Here is a 24,365-nt window from a genome sequence, read left to right as displayed (position 1 = left end):
ATGTATCAAAGTGAAGCACCTCCACTAAAAACCATACCCACGGATTTACCCAGTAAGGATATTGATAAGGATATTGACGAAGAATTAGACTCCACAATTCATCCCCGTCCACCCTGGGAAACCTTGCCCACCATGTATGACTTACCTAGTGAAAATCCGGAGGAACCAGGTTTGCCAGACGAATTTCATGATTTTCAACCCCAATTATTGCGTGAAACTTGCCAATCTTCAGTTTATCCCCGAGAGGAAATGTTTATTGGTACAGATTTAAACTTGTACTATGATGTGCATCATTTTTCATGGTATAAAAGACCAGATTGGTTTTTAGTATTAGGCGCACCTGCTTCTCAAACTCAGCAAGATATGCGGTTGAGTTACGTAATTTGGCAAGAAGGATTTGCTCCATTTTTAATAGTGGAATTATTATCACCAGGTACAGAAGCGGAAGATTTAGGAAAAACATTAAGAAGCGCTAATAAACCCCCAACAAAATGGCAAACTTATGAGCAGTATTTGCGCTCACCTTACTATATCATTTTCGACAGATATGAAAATCAACTGCGAGTATTCCAACTATTGGGAATAAAATATCAAGCGGTGGAACTGACAGAGCCAAAATTCTGGTTTCCTGAGCTAAAATTGGGGTTGGGAGTTTGGTCAGGAAAATATCAAGGTACAGAAGGTTTATGGCTACGTTGGTATAATGAAGATGGTGATTGGATAGCTACTTTAGCTGAAACAGCAGAACAGGAAAAACTACGAGCAGAACAGGAAAAGCAACGAGCAGAACAGGAAAAGCAGCGAGCAGAACAGGAAAAGCAACGAGCGGACAAATTAGCTGAAAAATTGGCAGCTCTGGGTGTAAGTTTGGATGAATAAAATCCGCCACCACAAAAGCTAGAGGGAAAACCGTTCATCAAGTGGGCTTGGTATTCAGTCGCAGTAAACGTAACCTCATTTAAGCGAATTGGGAATAAACTAAGATAAACCAATATGGTTTATCTTAATCCAACCCACAAATCATCTACGACAAAACCAGTCGGTTGAAAACCGACTTAGGCTTTGAGACAGGGAATGAATTCCCTGTCTCCCCCACGGACAGTCTCCAGGTGTGGGTTAATTCAAACAATTACGGTTAATCCCATAGGGAGTGCTTCGCAATCGCCCTTTTAATTTAAAATAAATTCACATACACCATAATCCATAATTGATATAACACATATTGGGTTATTAAACTCAACCTACGGTATAATACAGTATAGTGTTGATAACAACCATAGAAATTTTGTAGAGACCATACATACAAAGTCTACACAAAAGTTCTAAACAAGGAGATAATGAATCATGTATCAAAGTGAAGCACCTCCACTAAAAACCATACCCACGGATTTACCCAGTAAGGATATTGATAAGGATATTGACGAAGAATTAAACCCCACAATTCATCCCCGTCCACCCTGGGAAACCTTGCCCACCATGTATGACTTACCTAGTGAAAATCCGGAGGAACCAGGTTTGCCAGACGAATTTCATGATTTTCAACCCCAATTATTGCGTGAAACTTGCCAATCTTCAGTTTATCCCCGAGAGGAAATGTTTATTGGTACAGATTTAAACTTGTACTATGATGTGCATCATTTTTCATGGTATAAAAGACCAGATTGGTTTTTAGTATTAGGCGCACCTGCTTCTCAAACTCAGCAAGATATGCGGTTGAGTTACGTAATTTGGCAAGAAGGATTTGCTCCATTTTTAATAGTGGAATTATTATCACCAGGTACAGAAGCGGAAGATTTAGGAAAAACATTAAGAAGCGCTAATAAACCCCCAACAAAATGGCAAACTTATGAGCAGTATTTGCGCTCACCTTACTATATCATTTTCGACAGATATGAAAATCAACTGCGAGTATTCCAACTATTGGGAATAAAATATCAAGCGGTGGAACTGACAGAGCCAAAATTCTGGTTTTCTGAGCTAAAATTGGGGTTGGGAGTTTGGTCAGGAAAATATCAAGGTACAGAAGGTTTATGGCTACGTTGGTATAATGAAGATGGTGATTGGATACCTACTTTAGCTGAAACAGCAGAACAGGAAAAGCAACGAGCGGACAAATTAGCTGAAAAATTGGCAGCTCTGGGTGTAAGTTTGGATGAATAAAATCCGCCACCACAAAAGCTAGAGGGAAAACCGTTCATGAAGTGGGCTTGGTATTCAGTGGCAGTAAACATAACCTCATTTAAGCGGATTGGGAATAAATTAAGATAAACTATATTGGGTTTTCTTAATCCAACCTACAAATCATCTACGACAGAACAAGTCGGTTGAAAACCGACTTAGGCTTTGAGACAGGGAATGAATTCCCTGTCTCCCCCACGGACAGTCTCCAGGTGTGGGTTAATTCAACCAATTATGGTTAATCCCATAGGGAGTGCTTCGCAATCGCTCCCCATAAAACCACCTTGAATAATGATGTTGGGTTTTCTTAACCCAACCTATGGTATAATACAGTATAATGTTGATAACGACCATAGAAATTTTGTAGAGACCATACATACAAAGTCTACACAAAAGTTCTAAACAAGGAGACAATGAATCATGTATCAAAGTGAAGCACCTCCACTAAAAACCATACCCACTGATTTACCCAGTAAGGATATTGACGAAGAATTAAACCCCACAATTCATCCCCGTCCACCCTGGGAAACCTTGCCCACCATGTATGACTTACCTAGTGAAAATCCGGAGGAACCAGGTTTGCCAGACGAATTTCATGATTTTCAACCCCAATTATTGCGTGAAACTTGCCAATCTTCAGTTTATCCCCGAGAGGAAATGTTTATTGGTACAGATTTAAACTTGTACTATGATGTGCATCATTTTTCATGGTATAAAAGACCAGATTGGTTTTTAGTATTAGGCGCACCTGCTTCTCAAACTCAGCAAGATATGCGGTTGAGTTACGTAATTTGGCAAGAAGGATTTGCTCCATTTTTAATAGTGGAATTATTATCACCAGGTACAGAAGCGGAAGATTTAGGAAAAACATTAAGAAGCGCTAATAAACCCCCAACAAAATGGCAAACTTATGAGCAGTATTTGCGCTCACCTTACTATATCATTTTCGACAGATATGAAAATCAACTGCGAGTATTCCAACTATTGGGAATAAAATATCAAGCGGTGGAACTGACAGAGCCAAAATTCTGGTTTCCTGAGCTAAAATTGGGGTTGGGAGTTTGGTCAGGAAAATATCAAGGTACAGAAGGTTTATGGCTACGTTGGTATAATGAAGATGGTGATTGGATAGCTACTTTAGCTGAAACAGCAGAACAGGAAAAACTACGAGCAGAACAGGAAAAACTACGAGCAGAACAGGAAAAACTACGAGCAGAACAGGAAAAGCAACGAGCAGAACAGGAAAAGCAACGAGCAGAACAGGAAAAGCAACGAGCGGACAAATTAGCTGAAAAATTGGCAGCTCTGGGTGTAAGTTTGGATGAATAAAATCCGCCACCACAAAAGCTAGAGGGAAAACCGTTCATCAAGTGGGCTTGGTATTCAGTCGCAGTAAACGTAACCTCATTTAAGCGGATTGGAAATAAACTAAGATAAACTAATATGGTTTATCTTAATCCAACCCACAAATCATCTACGACAGAACAAGTCGGTTAAAAACCGACTTTCGCTTTGAGACAGGGAATTGATTCCCTGTCTCCCCCACGGACAGTCTTCAGGTGTGGGATAATAGACAGGTTGAGTATCTATTGATCGGCGGTTATGCTTTAAGATACTATGGTTAAAGAGACAAGCATATAATTCAATCTTGGCAACAGCGATTAAATACAGGAGATGTTTAATAATGTATCAAAGTGATGTGTATAGCAAACCCAGCTATGAGCCATTACCTCCTCAAGAAACATTACCAACAATGTATGATCTACCTAGCGAATATCCGGAGGAACCAGGCTTCCCAGACGAATTTCACCTTTTACAACCAGAATTATTGCGTAGCACCTTTTGTCAACCTTCTTATCCAAAACATAATATATTTATAGGTAGTGACTTAAATTTATACTATGACACTAAGCATACACAACGGTATAAACGCCCTGATTGGTTTGCAGTTTTAGGGGTATCCCGTTTTTATGAACAAACAGAACTAAGATTAAGTTATGTTACTTGGTGTGAAGGAACATATCCATTTGTTGTGCTAGAACTAATATCACCAGGAACAGAAAAAGAAGACCTAGGTAAAAATTTACGAGAAGTTAATCAACCCCCTAATAAATGGACAGTATATGAGCAAATTCTGAGAATCCCCTATTATTTTGTCCATAACCGTTATACCAACGAATTTCACTGTTTTGGTTTAGTAATGAACCGTTATCAACCGCCATCTATTAATGGATTAGGAATATGGCTAGAAGAAGCTGAATTGGGTTTAGGATTATGGGTTGGAGAATATCAAGGACTAACCACACAATGGTTGCGTTGGTATGATAAAGATAATAATTGGTTGCCTACTCCAGAAGAAAGAGCAACCCAACTGGCAAAACAAGAAAAACAGCGGGCAGATTTAGCAGAAGCAGAATTAGCTAAACTAAGACAGTTAATAGCAGAACAAGGAATTAACTTGTAAGTACAAAGTACAGATGGTGGGTTTTCTCAACCCCTCCTATTTTTGAGGTATACACAATGCGAATTGTCGATTATGAGGCAGACTTTTATGCTTGGGCTAACCAGCAGGCAGAACTTCTGCGACAACAGCAAGGAAATAATTTAGACTGGATGAATCTCGCTGAAGAAATTGAAGCAATGGGTCGCTCAGAAAAACGCCAGCTTGCCAATCGCTTAGAGGTGCTCATCATGCATCTGCTAAAGTGGCACTATCAGCCCAATTTCAGATCTCGAGGTTGGCAGTTAACCATCCAAGAACAGCGCCTACGGCTAGGCAAGCTTTTACAAGAAAACCCCAGTTTAAAACCCATGGTGGCGGAGATTATTTTGTCAGTCTATCCTTTGGCAGTAATAAGTGCCGAGAGAGAAACAGGCCTGTCTAACTATCCTGAAGATTGCCCCTACAGTCCAGAACAATTGCTCAGCGATCTATTTTTACCATAGGTTAACCGATTTCCCGTGGATTTTTCTCACAAGAAAATCGCCGAAAGGCACGGAAGCCACTTGGCTTTAGACAGGAAGTGCCAACGGCGAATTTATTCGCCTTGATATTTAACCGTGATGCGGATAATATACCTTTTAATAACATCTGCTGAAACCTGTCCAGCAGTGGAATAAAAATAACTATTAGTCCATAGGCTAGGAAGTTTAAGTAATTCAGGAAATTTTCGTCTTAACAAGCAAGATAACCGTCCTTTAAAAGCTTTAACCACTTGATTTATAGCAACATCTGGTTGATGTTCTACAAATAAATGAACATGGTCTGGAGCAGAAGTGTTGAATGTTAAGATTTTGAGGATTGTGTCCAAGTTGTGCATTGGTATTGGTGATACCAAATTTGATCAATTAATGACTCTATTCTCAATAGACAATGGATTTTACCTGGGTAAAACGCAAAGATTGTAAAGTTTTATTGCAGGATTCAACACTTGTGGGTCTGGAGCAACCTCAAGAGCGAGGATTTTACCTAGAAATAGACAATTTTATGCAGAATTTGTCTATCAGGTAGATGAAATAAAATCTGATGTTGACAGAAATAATGTTTTAGGGATTGACCACGGGTTAAATAACTGGTTAACTTGTGTTTCTAATCTGGGAACATCATTTATTGTTGATGGACTTCATTTAAAAAGTTTAAATCAGTGGTACAACAAATCAGTAGCTAAACTTAAAAGTGATAAACCGCAGGGTTTTTGGTCTAACAGATTAGCTGCTATTACCGAAAAAAGAAACCGACAAATGCGTGATGCAGTTAACAAAACTGCAAGAATAGTCGTTAACCACTGTATTGAAAATAAGATTGGTGCTATTGTTTTTGGATGGAATAAAGGACAAAAAGATAGTATTGATTTGGGGTCTAAAAACAATCAGAAGTTTGTCCAAATTCCCACAGCAAGATTAAAAGACCGTATTGCTCAATTATGTAAACAATACGGAATAGATTTTATTGAAACAGAAGAATCATACACTTCTCAATCATCGTTTTTTGATTGCGACAATATACCTAAATTCGGTGAAAAACCCGAAGGGTGGGAAGCAAGCGGGAAACGAGTTAGTCGTGGAGTATATGAAACTTCTGATGGGTTCAAAATTAATGCGGACTGTAATGGTGCTGCTAATATTTTGAAAAAAGTAGCGGTGATGCTAGGAATTGATCTTAGCGGAATCAGTAGAGGCTGTTTAAGCCAGCCTCAGAAAGTTCGTTTATGGACTCTTCAGAAATCTCCGTTTGAGACAGGGAATGAATTCCCTGTCTCCCCCACGGACAGTCTCCAGGTGTGGGTTAATTCAACCAATTATGGTTAATCCCATAGAGAGTGCTTCGCAATCGCCCATAGGGAATGGTTCGCGAGCTCGCGTAGCGAGTGCTTCGCAATCGCCCTCTTGAATTAGAGATAAACTAGGATAAGATAATAAGCAGATATTAATTAGTATGAACCCCAAAAATCTACCCCTGGGGATCAACACCCTAGATAAACTACGCGGTAGCAACTGTATTTATGTGGACAAAACACGACTTGCCCTCCAGTTGATAAAACAGCCTGGAGCCTTCTTTCTATCTCGTCCCCGGCGTTTTGGTAAAAGTCTATTTATAGATACCCTCAAGGAGATTTTTGAAGGGAATCAGAAATTATTTGAGGGGCTTTATATCCATGACCAGTGGGACTGGAGCAGAAAATTCCCCGTGATTAAAATAGATTTTGCTGGTGGGGTATTAAAAAACCGACAAGAACTGGATCTGCGCATACTGGATATTTTGCACGAAAACGCAGAGCATCTAGACGTGTCCTACGAGTCAACGGATATACCGGGAAAATTAGGAACTCTGATTCGTAAAGCCATGGCCAAATATGGAGAGCGCGCTGTGGTGCTAGTGGATGAATACGACAAACCCATCCTGGACAACATCGACAATCCACCTATTGCTGCGGAAATGAGAGAGGGACTCAAAAACCTATACTCCGTCCTCAAGCAACAGGATGCCAACCTGCAGTTCGTCTTCATGACCGGAGTGACCAAATTCTCCAAAGTCAGCCTTTTTAGCGGTTTAAACCAACTCACGGATATCACCATTGATACCAGATACTCCTCCATCTGCGGTTACACCGAAACCGACCTGACCGAATCCTTCGGAGAACATCTTGCAGGAGCAGATCGAGAAGCAGTACGGTCCTGGTATAATGGTTATAACTGGACAGGTTCCGAGAGCGTCTACAACCCCTACGACATCCTCATGTTTATCGATAAGGGCAAGATATTTCACAACTACTGGTTTGAGACAGGTAGTCCGAGCTTTCTAGTCAAGCTATTCCAAGCCAAGTGCTACTTCCTCCCCAACCTAGAGCATTTGGAGGTAACCGAGGAGATCCTGGAGTCCTTTGAAGTAGAACGGATCAACCCAGTTACCTTGTTATTTCAATCAGGGTATTTGACCATTGAGAGCACCTTTACGGCCATGGAACGTTACATGTTCCGACTGAAAATCCCCAACCGGGAGGTAAAAGTCGCCCTAGGGGACCAATTAGTCAACGCCTACACCGACTTCGTTGAAGAGAAATTGGGTATTCAGAGACCCTTGTATGAAAACTTATTCGAAGGCGATGTTAATGGATTTATCGACACAGTAAGACGCCTGTTTGCTTCTATCCCTTGGCGGAACTTCACCAAAAATGACCTGGCTAATTTCGAGGGATACTACGCTTCTGTGCTATATGCTTTCTTGAGTTCCTTAAATGCGCGCATCATTCCCGAAGATATCACCAATTACGGTCAAGCGGACATAACAGCCATCCTGGGTAATCATATTTACGTCATAGAAATCAAAGTAGTAGGTGGGGAGAACGTAAAAGAGAACCTAGCCCTAAAACAAATACGGGAATGTAACTATGCACAAAAGTATAGAGGAGAACCAGGAAAAACCGTTCATGAAGTAGGGTTGGTTTTCAGTCGCAGCAAACGTAACCTCATTCAAGCGGATTGGGAATAAATTAAGATAAACTATATTGGGTTTTCTTAATCCAACCTACAAATCATCTACGACAGAACAAGTCGGTTGAAAACCGACTTAGGCTTTGAGACAGGGAATGAATTCCCTGTCTCCCCCACGGACAGTCTCCAGGTGTGGGTTAATTCAACCAATTATGGTTAATCCCATAGGGAGTGCTTCGCAATCGCTCCCCATAAAACCACCTTGAATAATGATGTTGGGTTTTCTTAACCCAACCTATGGTATAATACAGTATAATGTTGATAAAGACCATAGAAATTTTGTAGAGACCATACATACAAAGTCTACACAAAAGTTCTAAACAAGGAGACAATGAATCATGTATCAAAGTGAAGCACCTCCGCTAAAAAACATACCCACTGATTTACCCAGTAAGGATATTGACGAAGAATTAAACCCCACAATTCATCCCCGTCCACCCTGGGAAACCTTGCCCACCATGTATGACTTACCTAGTGAAAATCCGGAGGAACCAGGTTTGCCAACTGACAGAGCCAAAATTCTGGTTTCCTGAGCTAAAATTGGGGTTGGGAGTTTGGTCAGGAAAATATCAAGGTACAGAAGGTTTATGGCTACGTTGGTATAATGAAGATGGTGATTGGATAGCTACTTTAGCTGAAACAGCAGAACAGGAAAAGCAACGAGCGGACAAATTAGCTGAAAAATTGGCAGCTCTGGGTGTAAGTTTGGATGAATAAAATCCGCCACCACAAAAGCTAGAGGGAAAACCGTTCATGAAGTGGGCTTGGTATTCAGTAGCAGTAAATATAACCTCATTCAAGCGGATTGGCAATAAATTAAGATAAACCATATTTGATTTTCTTAATCCAACCTACAAATCATCTACGACAAAACCAGTCGGTTAAAAACCGACTTTCGCTTTGAGACAGGGTCTCCCCCACAGACAGTCTCCAGGTGTGGATTAATTCAACCAATTATGGTTAATCCCATAGAGAGATCCCATAGGGAGTGCTTCGCAATCGCCCATAGGGAATCCTTCCCGATCGCCTTTTTGATTTAAAATAAATTCATATAAATAACTCCGGTGATTGAACTAGAGATAAACTAGGATAAAATAATAAGCACATATTCATTAGTATGAACTCCAAAAATCTCCCCCTGGGAATCAACACCCTGAGTATGCTGCGGGAAAACAATTGTGTCTATGTGGACAAAACCGAAATAGCTCACCGTCTGATACGCATTCCTGGACGCTTCTTTCTATCTCGTCCCCGACGTTTCGGTAAAAGTCTGTTTATAGATACCCTCAAGGAGATTTTTGAAGGGAATCAGAAATTATTTGAGGGGCTTTATATCCATGACCAGTGGGACTGGAGCAGAAAATTCCCCGTGATTAAAATAGATTTTGCTGGTGGGGTATTAAAGAACCGACAAGAACTGGATCTGCGCATACTGGATATTTTGCACGAAAACGCAGAGCATCTAGACGTGTCCTACGAGTCAACGGATATACCGGGAAAATTAGGAACTCTGATTCGTAAAGCCATGGCCAAATATGGAGAGCGCGCTGTGGTGCTAGTGGATGAATACGACAAACCCATCCTGGACAACATCGACAATCCACCTATTGCTGCGGAAATGAGAGAGGGACTCAAAAACCTATACTCCGTCCTCAAGCAACAGGATGCCAACCTGCAGTTCGTCTTCATGACCGGAGTGACCAAATTCTCCAAAGTCAGCCTTTTTAGCGGTTTAAACCAACTCACGGATATCACCATTGATACCAGATACTCCTCCATCTGCGGTTACACCGAAACCGACCTGACCGAATCCTTCGGAGAACATCTTGCAGGAGCAGATCGAGAAGCAGTACGGTCCTGGTATAATGGTTATAACTGGACAGGTGCCGAGAGCGTTTATAACCCCTACGACATCCTCATGTTTATCGATAAGGGCAAGATATTTCACAACTACTGGTTTGAGACAGGTAGTCCGAGCTTTCTAGTCAAGCTATTCCAAGCCAAGTGCTACTTCCTCCCCAACCTAGAGCATTTGGAGGTAACCGAGGAGATCCTGGAGTCCTTTGAAGTAGAACGGATCAACCCAGTTACCTTGTTATTTCAATCAGGGTATTTGACCATTGAGAGCACCTTTACGGCCATGGAACGTTACATGTTCCGACTGAAAATCCCCAACCGGGAGGTAAAAGTCGCCCTAGGGGACCAATTAGTCAACGCCTACACCGACTTCGTTGAAGAGAAATTGGGTATTCAGAGACCCTTGTATGAAAACTTATTCGAAGGCGATGTTAATGGATTTATCGACACAGTAAGACGCCTGTTTGCTTCTATCCCTTGGCGGAACTTCACCAAAAATGACCTGGCTAATTTCGAGGGATACTACGCTTCTGTGCTATATGCTTTCTTGAGTTCCTTAAATGCGCGCATCATTCCCGAAGATATCACCAATTACGGTCAAGCGGACATAACAGCCATCCTGGGTAATCATATTTACGTCATAGAAATCAAAGTAGTAGATGGGGAGAACGTAAAAGAGAACCTAGCCCTAAAACAAATACGGGAATGTAACTATGCACAAAAGTATAGAGGAGAACCAGGAAAAACCGTTCATGAAGTAGGGTTGGTTTTCAGTCGCAGCAAACGTAACCTCATTCAAGCGGATTGGGAATAAAGTAAGATAAACCATATTAGGTTTTCTTAATCCAACCTACAAATCATCTACGACAGAACAAGTCGGTTGAAAACCGACTTAGGCTTTGAGACAGGGAATGAATTCCCTGTCTCCCCCACGGACAGTCTCCAGGTGTGGGTTAATTCAACCAATTATGGTTAATCCCATAGGGAGTGCTTCGCAATCGCTCCCCATAAAACCACCTTGAATAATGATGTTGGGTTTTCTTAACCCAACCTATGGTATAATACAGTATAATGTTGATAAAGACCATAGAAATTTTGTAGAGACCATACATACAAAGTCTACACAAAAGTTCTAAACAAGGAGACAATGAATCATGTATCAAAGTGAAGCACCTCCGCTAAAAAACATACCCACTGATTTACCCAGTAAGGATATTGACGAAGAATTAAACCCCACAATTCATCCCCGTCCACCCTGGGAAACCTTGCCCACCATGTATGACTTACCTAGTGAAAATCCGGAGGAACCAGGTTTGCCAGACGAATTTCATGACTTTCAACCCCAATTATTGCGTGAAACTTGCCAATCTTCAGTTTATCCTCGAGAGGAAATGTTTATTGGTACAGATTTAAACTTGTACTATGATGTGCATCATTTCTCATGGTATAAAAGACCAGATTGGTTTTTAGTATTAGGCGCACCTGCTTCTCAAACTCAGCAAGATATGCGGTTGAGTTACGTAATTTGGCAAGAAGGATTTGCTCCATTTTTAATAGTGGAATTATTATCACCAGGTACAGAAGCGGAAGATTTAGGAAAAACATTAAGAAGCGCTAATAAACCCCCAACAAAATGGCAAACTTATGAGCAGTACTTGCGCTCACCTTACTATATCATTTTCGATAGATATGAAAATCAACTGCGAGTATTCCAACTATTGGGAATAAAATATCAAGCGGTGGAACTGACAGAGCCAAAATTCTGGTTTCCTGAGCTAAAATTGGGGTTGGGAGTTTGGTCAGGAAAATATCAAGGTACAGAAGGTTTATGGCTACGTTGGTATAATGAAGATGGTGATTGGATAGCTACTTTAGCTGAAACAGCAGAACAGGAAAAACTGCGAGCAGAACAGGAAAAGCAACGAGCAGAACAGGAAAAGCAACGAGCAGAACAGGAAAAGCAGCGAGCAGAACAGGAAAAGCAGCGAGCAGAACAGGAAAAGCAGCGAGCAGAACAGGAAAAGCAACGAGCAGAACAGGAAAAGCAGCGAGCGGACAAATTAGCTGAAAAATTGGCAGCTCTGGGTGTAAGTTTGGATGAATAAAATCCGCCACCACAAAAGCTAGAGGGAAAACCGTTCATGAAGTGGGCTTGGTATTCAGTAGCAGTAAATATAACCTCATTCAAGCGGATTGGCAATAAATTAAGATAAACCATATTTGATTTTCTTAATCCAACCTACAAATCATCTACGACAAAACCAGTCGGTTAAAAACCGACTTTCGCTTTGAGACAGGGTCTCCCCCACAGACAGTCTCCAGGTGTGGATTAATTCAACCAATTATGGTTAATCCCATAGAGAGATCCCATAGGGAGTGCTTCGCAATCGCCCATAGGGAATCCTTCCCGATCGCCTTTTTGATTTAAAATAAATTCATATAAATAACTCCGGTGATTGAACTAGAGATAAACTAGGATAAAATAATAAGCACATATTCATTAGTATGAACTCCAAAAATCTCCCCCTGGGAATCAACACCCTGAGTATGCTGCGGGAAAACAATTGTGTCTATGTGGACAAAACCGAAATAGCTCACCGTCTGATACGCATTCCTGGACGCTTCTTTCTATCTCGTCCCCGACGTTTCGGTAAAAGTCTGTTTATAGATACCCTCAAGGAGATTTTTGAAGGGAATCAGAAATTATTTGAGGGGCTTTATATTCATGACCAGTGGGACTGGAGCAGAAAATTCCCCGTGATTAAAATAGATTTTGCTGGTGGGGTATTAAAGAACCGACAAGAACTGGATCTGCGCATACTGGATATTTTGCACGAAAACGCAGAGCATCTAGACGTGTCCTACGAGTCAACGGATATACCGGGAAAATTAGGAACTCTGATTCGTAAAGCCATGGCCAAATATGGAGAGCGCGCTGTGGTGCTAGTGGATGAATACGACAAACCCATCCTGGACAACATCGACAATCCACCTATTGCTGCGGAAATGAGAGAGGGACTCAAAAACCTATACTCCGTCCTCAAGCAACAGGATGCCAACCTGCAGTTCGTCTTCATGACCGGAGTGACCAAATTCTCCAAAGTCAGCCTTTTTAGCGGTTTAAACCAACTCACGGATATCACCATTGATACCAGATACTCCTCCATCTGCGGTTACACCGAAACCGACCTGACCGAATCCTTCGGAGAACATCTTGCAGGAGCAGATCGAGAAGCAGTACGGTCCTGGTATAATGGTTATAACTGGACAGGTGCCGAGAGCGTTTATAACCCCTACGATATCCTCATGTTTATCGATAAGGGCAAGATATTTCACAACTACTGGTTTGAAACGGGGAACCCGACTTTCCTGGTTAAATTATTTCAAGCCAACTGCTACTTCCTCCCCAACTTAGAGCATTTAGAGGTAACCGAGGAGATCCTGGAGTCCTTTGAATTAGAAAGGATCAACCCAGTCACCCTGTTGTTCCAATCAGGGTATTTGACCATTGATCACACCTTTATCCGTCGCCATCGCTCCATGTTTGCTCTAAAAATACCCAACATGGAAGTTCGTCTGACATTAAATGACCATTTTATCAACGCGTATACGGAAATAGTAAATGAAAAAAGTGCTATCCAAGATAGATTATATGAGTATATGTGTAGTGGAGATATAGAATCCACAGTGAAAGCAGTAAAGCGTCTATTTGCAGGGATTCCCTGGCGGAACTTCACCAAAAACGGTCTGGCTAATTTCGAGGGATACTACGCTTCTGTGCTATATGCCTTTTTAAGTTCCTTAAATGCGCGCATCATTCCCGAAGATATCACCAACTATGGTCAAGCGGACATGACAGCCATCCTGGGTGATCATATTTACGTCATAGAAATCAAAGTAGTAGATGGAGAGAATATAAAAGAGAACCTAGCACTAAAACAAATACGGGAATGTAACTATGCGCAAAAGTATAGAGGAGAACCAGGAAAAACCGTTCATGAAGTGGGGTTAGTTTTCAGTCGCAGTAAACGTAACCTCATTCAAGCGGATTGGCAATAAATTAAGATAAACCATATTTGATTTTCTTAATCCAACCTATAAATCATCTACGACAAAACCAGTCGGTTTTCAACCGACTTAGGCTTTGAGACAGGGAATGAATTCCCTGTCTCCCCCACGGACAGTCTCCAGGTGTGGGTTAATTCAACCAATTATGGTTAATCCCATAGAGAGCTCCCATAGGGAGTGCTTTGCGAGCTCGTGTAGCGAGTGCTTCGCAATCGCTCCCCATAAAACCACCTTGAATAATGATGTTGGGTTTTCTTAACCCAACCTATGGTATAATACAGTATAGTGTTGATAACAACCATAGAAATTTTGTAGAGACCATACATACAAAGTCTACACAAAAGTTCTAAACAAGGAGACAATGAATCATGTATCAAAGTGAAGCACCTCCACTAAAAACCATACCCACGGATTTACCCAGTAAGGATATTGATGAAGAATTAAACTCTACAATTCATCCCCGTCCACCCTGGGAAACCTTGCCCACCATGTATGACTTACCCAGTGAAAATCCGGAGGAACCAGGTTTGCCAGACGAATTTCATGACTTTCAACCCCAATTATTGCGTGAAACTTGCCAATCTTCAGTTTATCCCCGAGAGGAAATGTTTATTGGTACAGATTTAAACTTGTACTATGATGTGCATCATTTCTCATGGTATAAAAGGCCAGATTGGTTTTTAGTATTAGGCGCACCCGCTTCTGAAACCCAGCAAGATATGCGGTTGAGTTATGTAATTTGGCAAGAAGGATTCGCTCCATTTTTAATAGTGGAATTATTATCACCAGGTACAGAAGCGGAAGATTTAGGAAAAACATTAAGAAGTGCCAATAAACCCCCAACAAAATGGCAAACTTATGAGCAGTATTTGCGCTCACCTTACTATATCATTTTCGACAGATATGAAAATCAACTGCGAGTATTCCAACTATTGGGAATAAAATATCAAGCGGTGGAACTGACAGAGTCAAAATTCTGGTTTCCTGAGCTAAAATTGGGGGTAGGAGTTTGGTCAGGAAAATATCAAGGTACAGAAGGTTTATGGCTACGTTGGTATAATGAAGATGGTGATTGGATACCTACTTTAGCTGAAACAGCAGAACAGGAAAAACTACGAGCAGAACAGGAAAAACTGCGAGCAGAACAGGAGAAACTACGAGCAGAACAGGAAAAACTACGAGCAGAACAGGAAAAACTACGAGCAGAACAGGAAAAGCAACGAGCAGAACAGGAAAAGCAACGAGCAGAACAGGAGAAACTACGAGCAGAACAGGAAAAACTACGAGCAGAACAGGAAAAACTACGGGCGGACAAATTAGCTGAAAAATTGGCAGCTCTGGGTGTAAGTTTGGATGAATAAAATCCGCCACCACAAAAGCTAGTCGGATTAAGCTCAACTAGGTTGTCACCAACCCCGTTGGTCTTCAAAACCGTGCATGAAAGTTTCCCTGTAACGGGTAATTGCTTGGCGATTGCAAAGCAATCGCCCTCTTGATTTAAAATAAATCTCAGAATAATGCTACCATTAGGAAATCTAAATTATTTAGTTGCGCAAGGTGAATAATGTCCTTTAATAACTATAAAAGTATTGCAGATGTTTTAAATGAGTTTCCTCTGATATACCAAGAGGAAACTTTTATCAAAGAAAATGTCTCTAAAATTAGTCCTTACTTCATTGAGCGATTACAATTAATACTCAAAGAGGGAGTAGTATTTAATTCAGAATATGCTATATGTGAAAATATTATTTCTCCAATTTTAGTAGAAATTTGGCTCAAATACAAAGATAAATTGTTACTTTGGAGTCATCAGTCCTTAAATTATGATGAAAAGTTATCAGGAACACCTGATTATATTATTGCTCAACGTTCTCCTAGAGGAAAAGTGATATTAGATCAACCCTACTTAATTTTAGTTGAAGCCAAAAAAGATAACTTTGATGAAGGCTGGGGACAATGTTTAGCTGAATTAATTGCAGCACAAAAACTAAACAATAATCAACAACATAAAATATTTGGTGTTGTTTCTAATGGTAAACTTTGGGAATTTGGACAATTACAGAACAATATTTTTACTAAAAATATCAAATATTATGTTTTAGAAAACTTACTAGAATTAATGGGAGTAATTGATTTTATTTTTTCTGAAAGTGTTAATCAAGTATTAAGTAACTTGGCGTGAAAAGACCAAACTAAGTAAGTCGTCCCTAGAATGGCGTAAGCCAAATTACCGAAAACTAAAACAATATCGTGGAGAATGGATTATTTACACGAAGGATGGTATAGTTGCTCACGACCAGGATTATAGAATGGCGATCGCCATTAGAAGCACTGGCTGAATCTTTACTGGACTTTAGACAGATTTCTGATTTAGAAGCATGGTTAAAAGATTCACAAAAATCCAAGGATCTAAAACCACAAGTTGATATGCAAAATGGCAATCAACTAGATGTGTAATCGGTCACAATGTCTACAACAGGCGATCTCGCGAGTGCTTCGCAATCACCGATAGAGATTGCTTCCTAATCGCCCTTTTAATTTGAAACAAATTCACATACACCATAATCACCCACAGCAAAACCAGTCGGTTTTCAACCGACTTGAGCTTTGAGACCGGGAATTGATTCCCGGTCTCCCCCACAGACAGTCTCCAGGCGCGGGTTAATTCAAACAATCACGGTTCATTCCTTGGCGAGCTCCCAATTGAGGCGGAGACGGTGTTTGAGCAAAATTTGTCTTCTTTGCTACCGTTTGTCCCAATTTTGAAGGGGGGTAATAGTGAGGTAAATCTCCGTCAGGCTCTACTCAGTCTTCGCAAGAATGAAGTGTTGGGGGATTTGGAGCCGTTGTTGTCTTTTTTTGCTAGCTTTGTATTTGATATCCCTTTAGTGCAACAAATGATGAGGTGGGACATGACGGTATTACGGGAATCGCCCTGGTACAGAGAAGATAAGATCAAACCAGTTCAAGTAAAAAATATATATGAACAACAGCAAACAAATTTACAATTACACCGTCATTCTCGAAAAGGAAGAACATGGAGGCTATTGCTATTATGCCTTTTGCCCGATTCTCAAAGGCTGTCATTCTCAAGGAGACAGTTTTAAGGTGATTGAAAAATTAGGCTTTCATCTCGATCGGCAAAAAGGTAGTCATGCATTTACAAGAATATTATATGCCATATAGCCAGTTTACAATCCCTAAAGTTGTGGAAGATTTTGGACTCACCTTGATTGAAAGTGGGGCATTTCTCAATGCAACTCAAACTGTCACCCTCAGTCCTTATCTTGAGGAATTTATTACTAAAAATTTACAACTCGCCATTGCGCTGAATACCGAAAAAGCCCGTTCTGAATTAATTATTTGCCCTGTTTTGTTGGCAATCAAAGAAACCTTACCCAGTATTAGCTTTTTTTCTGGGGAAGAATTTAACGTTGATGCCGATTTAGGTTTAAATGGGGTTTGTGATTACATTTTGAGCCAATCCGCCGAGCAGTTGTATGTTACCGCTCCCGTGACAATGGTGGTGGAAGCGAAAAAGGAAAATCTCAAAGGGGGATTAGGGCAGTGTATTGCTGAAATGGTTGCCGCTTGGAAGTTTAATACAGAGCGCAACAGTACCATCAGTTGCGTTTATGGTGTCGTAACCACTGGCACAGTGTGGCGATTTCTCAAATTACAGGAGCAAACCGTAACTATAGATCTTAATGAATATCCACTACCCCCAATTAACTCAATTTTGGCAAAACTGACGCAGATGATGTCCCCACAATCAATGTGTAATAAGCCATCAGGTTTGTAAAGAAATGTGAATTCACAGCTATATCCCCTTGACTTATGCAACAAATCTGATACTATTGTGGCACGGGGTAATTAATTGCCTCGTATCCAAATAAAATATAAGCTAAACAAGAGGTTTACACCATGCTTGTTTTCGATCCCCCTACTGGTACTGTAACTCGTTTTACCCTGGCAAGGGCAATGTTGAATGAAGGCTACTATGAAATAGCTAAAGACGAGCTTGTGGATCAAATAACCCGAGATTTCGGCAGTTTGTCGGCGGAACAAGAACAAAAAATCCGCGCCTTGTCGATCACCGCCTTGGATGAATTGGAAGCGGCATTGTGGGATTTGGACAGGATGGCCGACTTGGATAGGTTTTTGGCGCAGTTGGCATAGTCTTGTGATGAATCGGGCCTTGTTCCTAGACATGGGGTGACAAACAAAGACTACGGATGCCAGCTCTGTTACACCGTGCGATGAATGAATGATCTGAATCTTTGAAATGTGCAATCGCCCTTTTAATTTGAAACAAATGTTGGGTGGTGTAGAAACCAGCTCGCCCTATGTGTAATAAGCCATCAGCCTTGCAAAGAAATGTAAATTAAGCACCATATTCTTGTGTACCAAATACGAGTTTAAAATAAACTGCGATCGCTTAATGGGTGACACAAGAAAGTTTTGAGAGGAAAGAACGAAGACCATCTGTGTGATTGTTTATGGCAAAAAAATCAGATATTGGCGGTAAACGTTTAATTGGACTTAGTCCACAGGCTTGGGGGCGTTGGGTCACGGGGGATAAAACCATCAAAGTTCAGGAAATTATTAACAGTGAACTTCAATGGATCGAGCGAGAAAGTGATGTTTTGCTCAAGGCCCATAGTCCTGAGTGTGGCGATTTTATTCTGCTGAATGAGCTACAACTGCGCCATGATGCTAAGATGCCCCGACGGATGCGAGCTTACGCTGCTCTAGTAGAGGAAAAGTATGGGCTACTAGTCTATCCAGTAGTCGTCAATATTCTTCAACCTGGGTCGACGGAGATAATTCCCAGCCATTATCAGTCGGAAATTATGGGCTGTAGGGCCTATCAGGACTATCGGGTGATTAATTTGTGGGAGATTGAGGCGGAGACGGTGTTTGAGCAAAATCTGTCTTCCTTGCTACCGTTTGTCCCAATTTTGAAGGGGGGTAATAGTGAGGTAAATCTCCGTCAGGCTCTACTCAGTCTTCGCAAGAATGAAGTGTTGGGGGATTTGGAGCCGTTGTTGTCTTTTTTTGCTAGCTTTGTATTTGATATCCCTTTAGTGCAACAAATGATGAGGTGGGACATGACGGTATTACGGGAATCGCCCTGGTACAACGAAATTCTTAAGGAAGGTCTTCAGAAAGGTCTTCAGAAAGGTCTTCAGGAAGGCGAACTTCGAGGAGAACAACGTGGAAGACAAGAAGGAAGACAAGAAGGACAGCGAAAGATAATATTACTGTTGCTGAATCACAAGTTTGATGGAATTGAGTTACCTCTGGTGGAAAGGATAAACAGACTATCATTAGAGCAATTAGAAGCAATGGGTGAATCTTTACTGGATTTTAGACAGATTTCTGATTTAGAAGCATGGTTAAAAGACGCAGAAAAATCCAATGATCTAAAACCACAAGTTGATATCCAAAATGGCAATCAACTGGATGTGTAATCGTTCACAATGTCTACAACGGGCGATCTCGCAAGTGCGAGTGCTTCGCAATCGCCCATAGAGAGTGCTTCCTAATCGCCCTTTTACAGCGGTTTTCATGTAAATAAACCACAATGATTGAACCAATTAAGCGCATCCTCTGCTGTAATATAATTTACTGCACTTGTCATGGCCTCATTTAGGGCTTCTAATGTTCGTGCCTCCCGACTACGGAGAAATTGCTTTAATTTTGACCAACACAATTCTATCGGAGATAAGTCTGGAGAATAGGGGGGTAAAAACTTAACTTTTGCACCGACTGATTCAATTGACAATCTCACGCGCTCGGCATAATGAACCTTTAAATTATCCATAACAACAATAGCCCCTTTCCATAATTGAGGTACTAAAACCTGATTTACATAAGTGACAAATACTTCTGTATTTGTGCTTCCCTCTACAGTCATTGCTGCCAGAATTCCATCTATATTTAAAGCACCAATCAGAGAAATATTTTTGCCCTTGTTTCCTGGTACGCTACCAATTGCTCTTTGTCCATCTTGGCTTCTGGCAAACAACCTTGACATCCCTAAATTTATCCCCGATTCATCTAAAAACACTAAATTTCTAATATCAACTGTATCTACCCAACGACGATAATCATGCCTTAATTCTTGAACACGTGGATGTTCACTGGCATTTAGACTTTTTTTTTATGACGTAGACCCAACTTTTCTAAGGCTCGATGCATGGTTGTGATACTAACACTAGTGCCCGTCGTTTCTCTCAGGCGATCGCACAATTCTGAAAGTAGTAAATCATTTTTCTCATCCAGCCAAGACTTGATCATGTTTAAATATTCGCCTGCAATTATAGGCTTTTCATATCCTCCACATTGCTTTGGCTCAACTTGCCCAGTTTCACGATAACGACGTACTAAATTTCTCACAAATGATAAGCTGACCTTGAATCTTTCTGCCAACTGGCGTTGAGATCCCTCTCGAGCAACCCATGCTACAATCACGCGATTACGCAAATCTATTGAATAAGGTTTTGGCATATAATTTGACAGCACTTCTACTCTATTTTAGTTTATTACCCTTATTATAGCTTATCTTATTTTGGAGTTTAACTACATGAAAATTGCTGTAAGACCCAGGTGAATTCTGCTATTCCTTTCGGTCAGAGGCAAATCTTGAACCCCTATTTGGAGCATTACCTCCAACATTCGCTTTCTCACCCATCCTGTACCCTCCAAGGAGTTCCGTCATTGTTACCTTTGACCTACTGGAGTTATCGACATTCTCCAGACCTTGTAGGGCTTGCCCTGTTGGTCCTTCTGTTGTTACACTCTTCCTTGGGTGCTATCTATCCTGCGGCGGTTTTATTATTCACAGGTTTAGGCAATCTCAAAGCACCTAAACTACACCGCTTATGTCCTATCAGTCTAATTTGGACATTCTTCCCATAACGCAGTTTTATCGATAATTCACGTGGTTCACCTTTGGAAGAATTCCCTCTAGCTCCTAACCGGTTTTAGACTACTAGTTTTGGCTACATTTGTGGTCTGCATTCCGTCCTTATCCATTACTGTACTGGGACGTGACCGGACTCTTAACAGAGTCTTTTACACGAGAGCAAGGGCTGTGAATCCCCTGGGGGAGTAGGCTCCCCGTAACAGAAAGACCCTTTTCAGGTCGCACTTGAAACCGGGAATTGATTCCTGGTCTCCCCCACAGACAGTCTCCAGGCGCGGGTTAATTCAAACAATCACGGTTCATTCCTTGGCAATCGCCCTTTTGATTTAAAATAAATTCATATAAACAACGCTGTTGAGGGAGTCGAAACCAGTTAGACCTATGTGTAATCGGAATCTGTAATGTTAAGCCATCAGATTTGTAAATAAATGTAAACTAATCACCATAGCCTCTTGACTTATGCAACAAATCTGATATTATTATCCCATAGAGTGATTAACTACCTCTTATCCAAATAAAATATAAGCCAAATCATAAGGTGCAGAGCTTTGACGGTCTACATGATCTCAGTTCGTACCAACCAGACTCACCCGCAGCTACGAGAGTCGAGTGGCATGGGATTTCTGTCTCAATTTTAACCTATAACCAATAATCACCCACGACAAAACCAGTCGGTTTTCAACCGACTTGAGCTTTGAGACCGGGAATTGATTCCCGGTCTCCCCCACGGACAGTCTCCGGGCGTGGATTAATTCAACCAAATCGCGGTTCATTCTATAGCTATCCCCATGACCAAATCCTGTGACATCTTAATAGTCGGAGGTGGTATTGTCGGTTTGGCTACAGCCTTCCGTATATTGCAATCCCGTCCCGATCTCCGATTAGTCCTCCTAGAAAAGGAATCCACCCTGGCCAAACATCAAACTGGCAATAATAGCGGTGTCATTCACTCCGGTCTCTATTATCGTCCCGGTTCCCTAAAAGCTCTTAATTGTATAGCAGGCTATCGCCAACTCCTCACCTTTTGCCAAGATGAAGGAATCCCCCATGAGATTTGCGGTAAGGTGGTGGTCGCCACCAACGAGAAAGAACTCCCCCAACTGGAAATGCTCTACCATAGGGGAATAGCTAATGGTTTAGATGGAATACGGTGGTTAACCTCCCAGGAAATTTCTGATGTTGAACCTCATTGTGTGGGTTTACGGGGAATTAGGGTTCCTCAAACTGGTATTGTGGATTACAAGGCTGTGGCTATTAGGTATGGGGAAAAAATCCGGGAAGCAGGTGCGGAAATTTTCCTAAGTGAATCGGTGAAGGATATGGTAGTCAATTCTTCTGGTGTGGAGATCATTAGTGATCATCACACTTGGTCTACTAAGTTTTTAGTGGTTTGTGCCGGTTTACAGTCTGACCGGTTGGCATTGAAAAGCAATCCTAACTTGCCTGTGCGCATTATTCCTTTAGAGGGGATAGAAACAATTATTCATTTGGCGAATATTGCTAATGATCCTAGTGTGGATCTGAACCCGTCCCTGTCCTGGGAGGTAAATGTGTTAGCAGCTCAGCAGTTGGCGGATAGAGCAGTGCGGGTGGGGGTAAAGCAGTTTTTGTATGCCAGTTCGGGGAGTGTTTATGGGGTAAAGGAGGAACCCCAGGTAACGGAGGATTTACCATTGGTGCCAATTTCGGTGTATAACAAGACCAAGATGGTGGCGGAAAGGGTGTTGTTAAGTTACCAGGATGCTTTTCAGGTTCATTGTATTCGACCTGCTACTGTGTGCGGGTTTTCCCCTCGCATGAGATTGGATGTAAGTGTGAACATGTTGACTTTTCAGGCGTTGAAGAACGGTAAGATAACTGTATTTGGGGGTCAGCAGACCCGACCCAATATCCACATTCAGGATATGGTGAATGTCTATCGCCATTTTTTAGCTCATCCTGAGTTGCCAACGGGTTGCTACAATGCGGGATTTGAGAATATTTCCATTTTGGAAATTGCGGAGCGGGTGCAAAAAAGGGTGTTGGCGGAAATCGTGGTGACTGAATCTAATGACCCCCGCTCCTACAGGCAAAATTCTGATAAGTTGGTGACTACGGGGTTTAGTCCTCAGTATTCGGTGGATGATGCTATTGAGGAGATTATTGCTAAGTATCAATCAGGGGAATTGGTGGAGAGCGATCGCTGTTATACTGTGAGATGGATGAAGCAGTTGAATCTTTGAAATCATCAGAGGTCTGTTGTTATATTGACTAACTCGGAACTTTGTGGCACACAAAAGCATTGTTTGGAAACCTAACTGGCGAGCTCCCTATGGGAGTGCTTCGCAATCGCCATTTTGATTTAAAATAAACTCATATAAACAACTCCTGTGGTTGAGCGGAGTCGAAATCAGCTAAGCTGATGTGTAAGAGTATATTGGAGCGGGATAATATGGCGACTACTGCTGATGAGGTATGGAAACTGCTGGGAGAACTTATTGAGTCTCAGAAAGAGACGGAACGGAAATTCCAAGAAACAGATCGGAAGTTCCAAGAAACAGAACGTCTCTTGCGTGAGCAGTCCCAAGAAACGGATCGGAAGTTCCAAGAAACAGAACGTCTCTTGCGCGAGCAGTCCCAAGAAACGGACCGTTTCTTACGTGAAGAATCCAAAAGGGTTAATAACCAAATTGGTCAATTAGGCAATCGACTGGGAGAGTTCGTCGAATCACAGGTGCGTCCAGCAGCGGTGAAATTATTTCAAGAAAGAGGTATAGCGGTCAAAGAAATAGCCAGCAACACTTATATCCAAACGGGAAAAGAAGGATTAGAAATTGACCTATTAGTTATTAATAGTTCTGATATTATTTTAATTGAAGCGAAAAGTAAAGTATCAGAAGATGATGTGAATGAACATTTAGAAAGACTATCAAAATTCAAGCGTTTCTTCCCCAGGTATGAAAGTTACCGGGTATTGGGAGCAGTAGCGGGAATGGTAATTCCACTGGATGTTTCTCGTTATGCTTATCGGAAGGGATTATTTGTAATTGGGCAGTCGGGAGATAATTTAGTCATTCTCAATGACGATAAATTTAGACCTCGAGGGTGGTAATTAGCAGCAGTGGGTGGAACGATATCCCATAGGGAGTGCTTCGCAATCGCCCTTTTGATTTAAAATAAATTCATATAAACAACGCTCTTGGGGGGGGTCAAAACCGGTTGACCTGATGTGTAATCGGAATCTGTAATGTTAAGCCATCAGGTTTGTAAGGAAATGTAAATTAATCCCTAGTATTCGGTGGATGATGCTATTGAGGAGATTATTGCTAAGCATCAATCAGGGGAATTGGTAGAGAGCGAT

General features: G+C 41.4%; 23 protein-coding genes and 2 pseudogenes. 22 read left to right on the top strand and 3 right to left on the bottom strand.

Translation table 11 applies throughout. The features are described 5' to 3' along the window. The 5 genes from IAR63_RS02640 to IAR63_RS02620 all read left to right on the top strand — a co-directional run bounded on the left by IAR63_RS02640 (position 1) and on the right by IAR63_RS02620 (position 5,124). A complete protein-coding gene (locus tag IAR63_RS02640; protein ID WP_187706485.1) occupies positions 1-879 on the top strand; it encodes a Uma2 family endonuclease in 879 nt (292 codons plus the stop codon). A 465-nt stretch (positions 880-1,344) separates the two neighbouring features. Beyond that, positions 1,345-2,160, top strand: coding sequence for a Uma2 family endonuclease (locus IAR63_RS02635; RefSeq protein ID WP_187706484.1), 816 nt, complete (start codon positions 1,345-1,347; stop codon positions 2,158-2,160). Between the two features lie 438 nt (positions 2,161-2,598). Continuing rightward, on the top strand, positions 2,599-3,507 hold the full coding sequence (locus tag IAR63_RS02630) for a Uma2 family endonuclease (RefSeq protein ID WP_187706483.1): 909 nt from the start codon (positions 2,599-2,601) through the stop codon (positions 3,505-3,507). Between the two features lie 355 nt (positions 3,508-3,862). Beyond that, entirely contained in the window at positions 3,863-4,642 is a 780-nt protein-coding gene (locus IAR63_RS02625) for a Uma2 family endonuclease (RefSeq protein WP_187706482.1), read from the top strand. Positions 4,643-4,698: 56 nt separating this feature from the next. Next, the gene (locus IAR63_RS02620) at positions 4,699-5,124 is read left to right on the top strand and encodes a DUF29 domain-containing protein (protein ID WP_187706481.1); all 426 of its coding nucleotides are present in this window, start codon (positions 4,699-4,701) and stop codon (positions 5,122-5,124) included. Positions 5,125-5,216: 92 nt separating this feature from the next. Here the strand turns inward: IAR63_RS02620 and tnpA are convergent. After that, positions 5,217-5,450: pseudogene (tnpA, locus tag IAR63_RS02615) on the bottom strand (IS200/IS605 family transposase); the annotation flags it as partial. Between the two features lie 187 nt (positions 5,451-5,637). On the opposite strand from tnpA, the pseudogene IAR63_RS02610 reads away from it, so the two are divergent. The 15 genes and pseudogenes from IAR63_RS02610 to IAR63_RS18310 all read left to right on the top strand — a co-directional run. Continuing rightward, positions 5,638-6,486: pseudogene (locus IAR63_RS02610) on the top strand (RNA-guided endonuclease InsQ/TnpB family protein); the annotation flags it as partial. A 127-nt stretch (positions 6,487-6,613) separates the two neighbouring features. Beyond that, complete coding sequence (locus tag IAR63_RS02605; protein ID WP_187706480.1) at positions 6,614-8,167, top strand: ATP-binding protein; 1,554 nt, start codon at positions 6,614-6,616, stop codon at positions 8,165-8,167. A 340-nt stretch (positions 8,168-8,507) separates the two neighbouring features. Next, positions 8,508-8,702, top strand: a complete 195-nt coding sequence (locus IAR63_RS18335; RefSeq protein WP_235678336.1) for a hypothetical protein — start codon at positions 8,508-8,510, stop codon at positions 8,700-8,702. Positions 8,703-8,715: 13 nt separating this feature from the next. Then, positions 8,716-8,886 carry a hypothetical protein gene (locus IAR63_RS18330; protein WP_235678335.1) on the top strand — a complete coding sequence of 57 codons (171 nt, stop codon included), beginning with the start codon at positions 8,716-8,718 and terminating at the stop codon, positions 8,884-8,886. 400 nt (positions 8,887-9,286) lie between these two features. After that, positions 9,287-10,840 (top strand): ATP-binding protein, encoded by a 1,554-nt coding sequence (locus IAR63_RS02595; RefSeq protein ID WP_187706479.1) that lies wholly within the window; start codon positions 9,287-9,289, stop codon positions 10,838-10,840. Between the two features lie 340 nt (positions 10,841-11,180). Next, positions 11,181-12,131 carry a Uma2 family endonuclease gene (locus tag IAR63_RS02590; RefSeq protein ID WP_187706478.1) on the top strand — a complete coding sequence of 317 codons (951 nt, stop codon included), beginning with the start codon at positions 11,181-11,183 and terminating at the stop codon, positions 12,129-12,131. 400 nt (positions 12,132-12,531) lie between these two features. Next, positions 12,532-14,085, top strand: a complete 1,554-nt coding sequence (locus IAR63_RS02585; protein ID WP_187706477.1) for an ATP-binding protein — start codon at positions 12,532-12,534, stop codon at positions 14,083-14,085. 377 nt (positions 14,086-14,462) lie between these two features. After that, the gene (locus IAR63_RS02580; RefSeq protein ID WP_187706476.1) at positions 14,463-15,455 is read left to right on the top strand and encodes a Uma2 family endonuclease; all 993 of its coding nucleotides are present in this window, start codon (positions 14,463-14,465) and stop codon (positions 15,453-15,455) included. Between the two features lie 203 nt (positions 15,456-15,658). Continuing rightward, positions 15,659-16,276: a hypothetical protein gene (locus IAR63_RS02575; RefSeq protein ID WP_187706475.1), complete on the top strand. Its 618-nt coding sequence runs from the start codon at positions 15,659-15,661 to the stop codon at positions 16,274-16,276. A 79-nt stretch (positions 16,277-16,355) separates the two neighbouring features. After that, entirely contained in the window at positions 16,356-16,433 is a 78-nt protein-coding gene (locus IAR63_RS18325; RefSeq protein WP_328701258.1) for a hypothetical protein, read from the top strand. Next, a complete protein-coding gene (locus IAR63_RS02570; RefSeq protein WP_235678410.1) occupies positions 16,399-16,551 on the top strand; it encodes a DUF4351 domain-containing protein in 153 nt (50 codons plus the stop codon). The genes IAR63_RS18325 and IAR63_RS02570 overlap by 35 nt, the downstream gene beginning before the upstream one ends. Positions 16,552-17,076: 525 nt before the next feature. Further along, positions 17,077-17,280 carry a type II toxin-antitoxin system HicB family antitoxin gene (locus tag IAR63_RS18315; RefSeq protein WP_235678334.1) on the top strand — a complete coding sequence of 68 codons (204 nt, stop codon included), beginning with the start codon at positions 17,077-17,079 and terminating at the stop codon, positions 17,278-17,280. Beyond that, on the top strand, positions 17,249-17,896 hold the full coding sequence (locus tag IAR63_RS02560; protein WP_328701220.1) for a hypothetical protein: 648 nt from the start codon (positions 17,249-17,251) through the stop codon (positions 17,894-17,896). Before IAR63_RS18315 ends, IAR63_RS02560 begins: the two co-directional genes overlap by 32 nt. A 122-nt stretch (positions 17,897-18,018) precedes the next feature. Next, entirely contained in the window at positions 18,019-18,273 is a 255-nt protein-coding gene (locus tag IAR63_RS02555) for a DUF4351 domain-containing protein (RefSeq protein ID WP_187706474.1), read from the top strand. A gap of 320 nt (positions 18,274-18,593) precedes the next feature. Further along, positions 18,594-19,568, top strand: coding sequence for a DUF4351 domain-containing protein (locus IAR63_RS18310; protein ID WP_187706473.1), 975 nt, complete (start codon positions 18,594-18,596; stop codon positions 19,566-19,568). 95 nt (positions 19,569-19,663) lie between these two features. Here the strand turns inward: IAR63_RS18310 and IAR63_RS02545 are convergent, their stop codons facing one another. Both IAR63_RS02545 and IAR63_RS02540 read right to left on the bottom strand, forming a co-directional pair. Then, entirely contained in the window at positions 19,664-20,167 is a 504-nt protein-coding gene (locus IAR63_RS02545) for an IS630 family transposase (protein WP_187706472.1), read from the bottom strand. A gap of 80 nt (positions 20,168-20,247) precedes the next feature. Further along, complete coding sequence (locus tag IAR63_RS02540; protein WP_187706471.1) at positions 20,248-20,607, bottom strand: helix-turn-helix domain-containing protein; 360 nt, start codon at positions 20,605-20,607, stop codon at positions 20,248-20,250. Positions 20,608-21,813: 1,206 nt separating this feature from the next. On the opposite strand from IAR63_RS02540, the gene IAR63_RS02535 reads away from it, so the two are divergent. Continuing rightward, a complete protein-coding gene (locus tag IAR63_RS02535; protein ID WP_187706470.1) occupies positions 21,814-23,247 on the top strand; it encodes an FAD-dependent oxidoreductase in 1,434 nt (477 codons plus the stop codon). A 209-nt stretch (positions 23,248-23,456) separates the two neighbouring features. Continuing rightward, positions 23,457-24,116 (top strand): hypothetical protein, encoded by a 660-nt coding sequence (locus IAR63_RS02530; RefSeq protein WP_187706469.1) that lies wholly within the window; start codon positions 23,457-23,459, stop codon positions 24,114-24,116. Positions 24,117-24,365: the final 249 nt, after the last annotated feature.

This window comes from Cylindrospermopsis curvispora GIHE-G1 (assembly GCF_014489415.1).
Classification (GTDB): domain Bacteria; phylum Cyanobacteriota; class Cyanobacteriia; order Cyanobacteriales; family Nostocaceae; genus Raphidiopsis; species Raphidiopsis curvispora_A.
The sequence above is the reverse complement of the archived record's forward strand: the minus strand, read 5'-3'. Positions and strand labels throughout refer to the sequence as shown.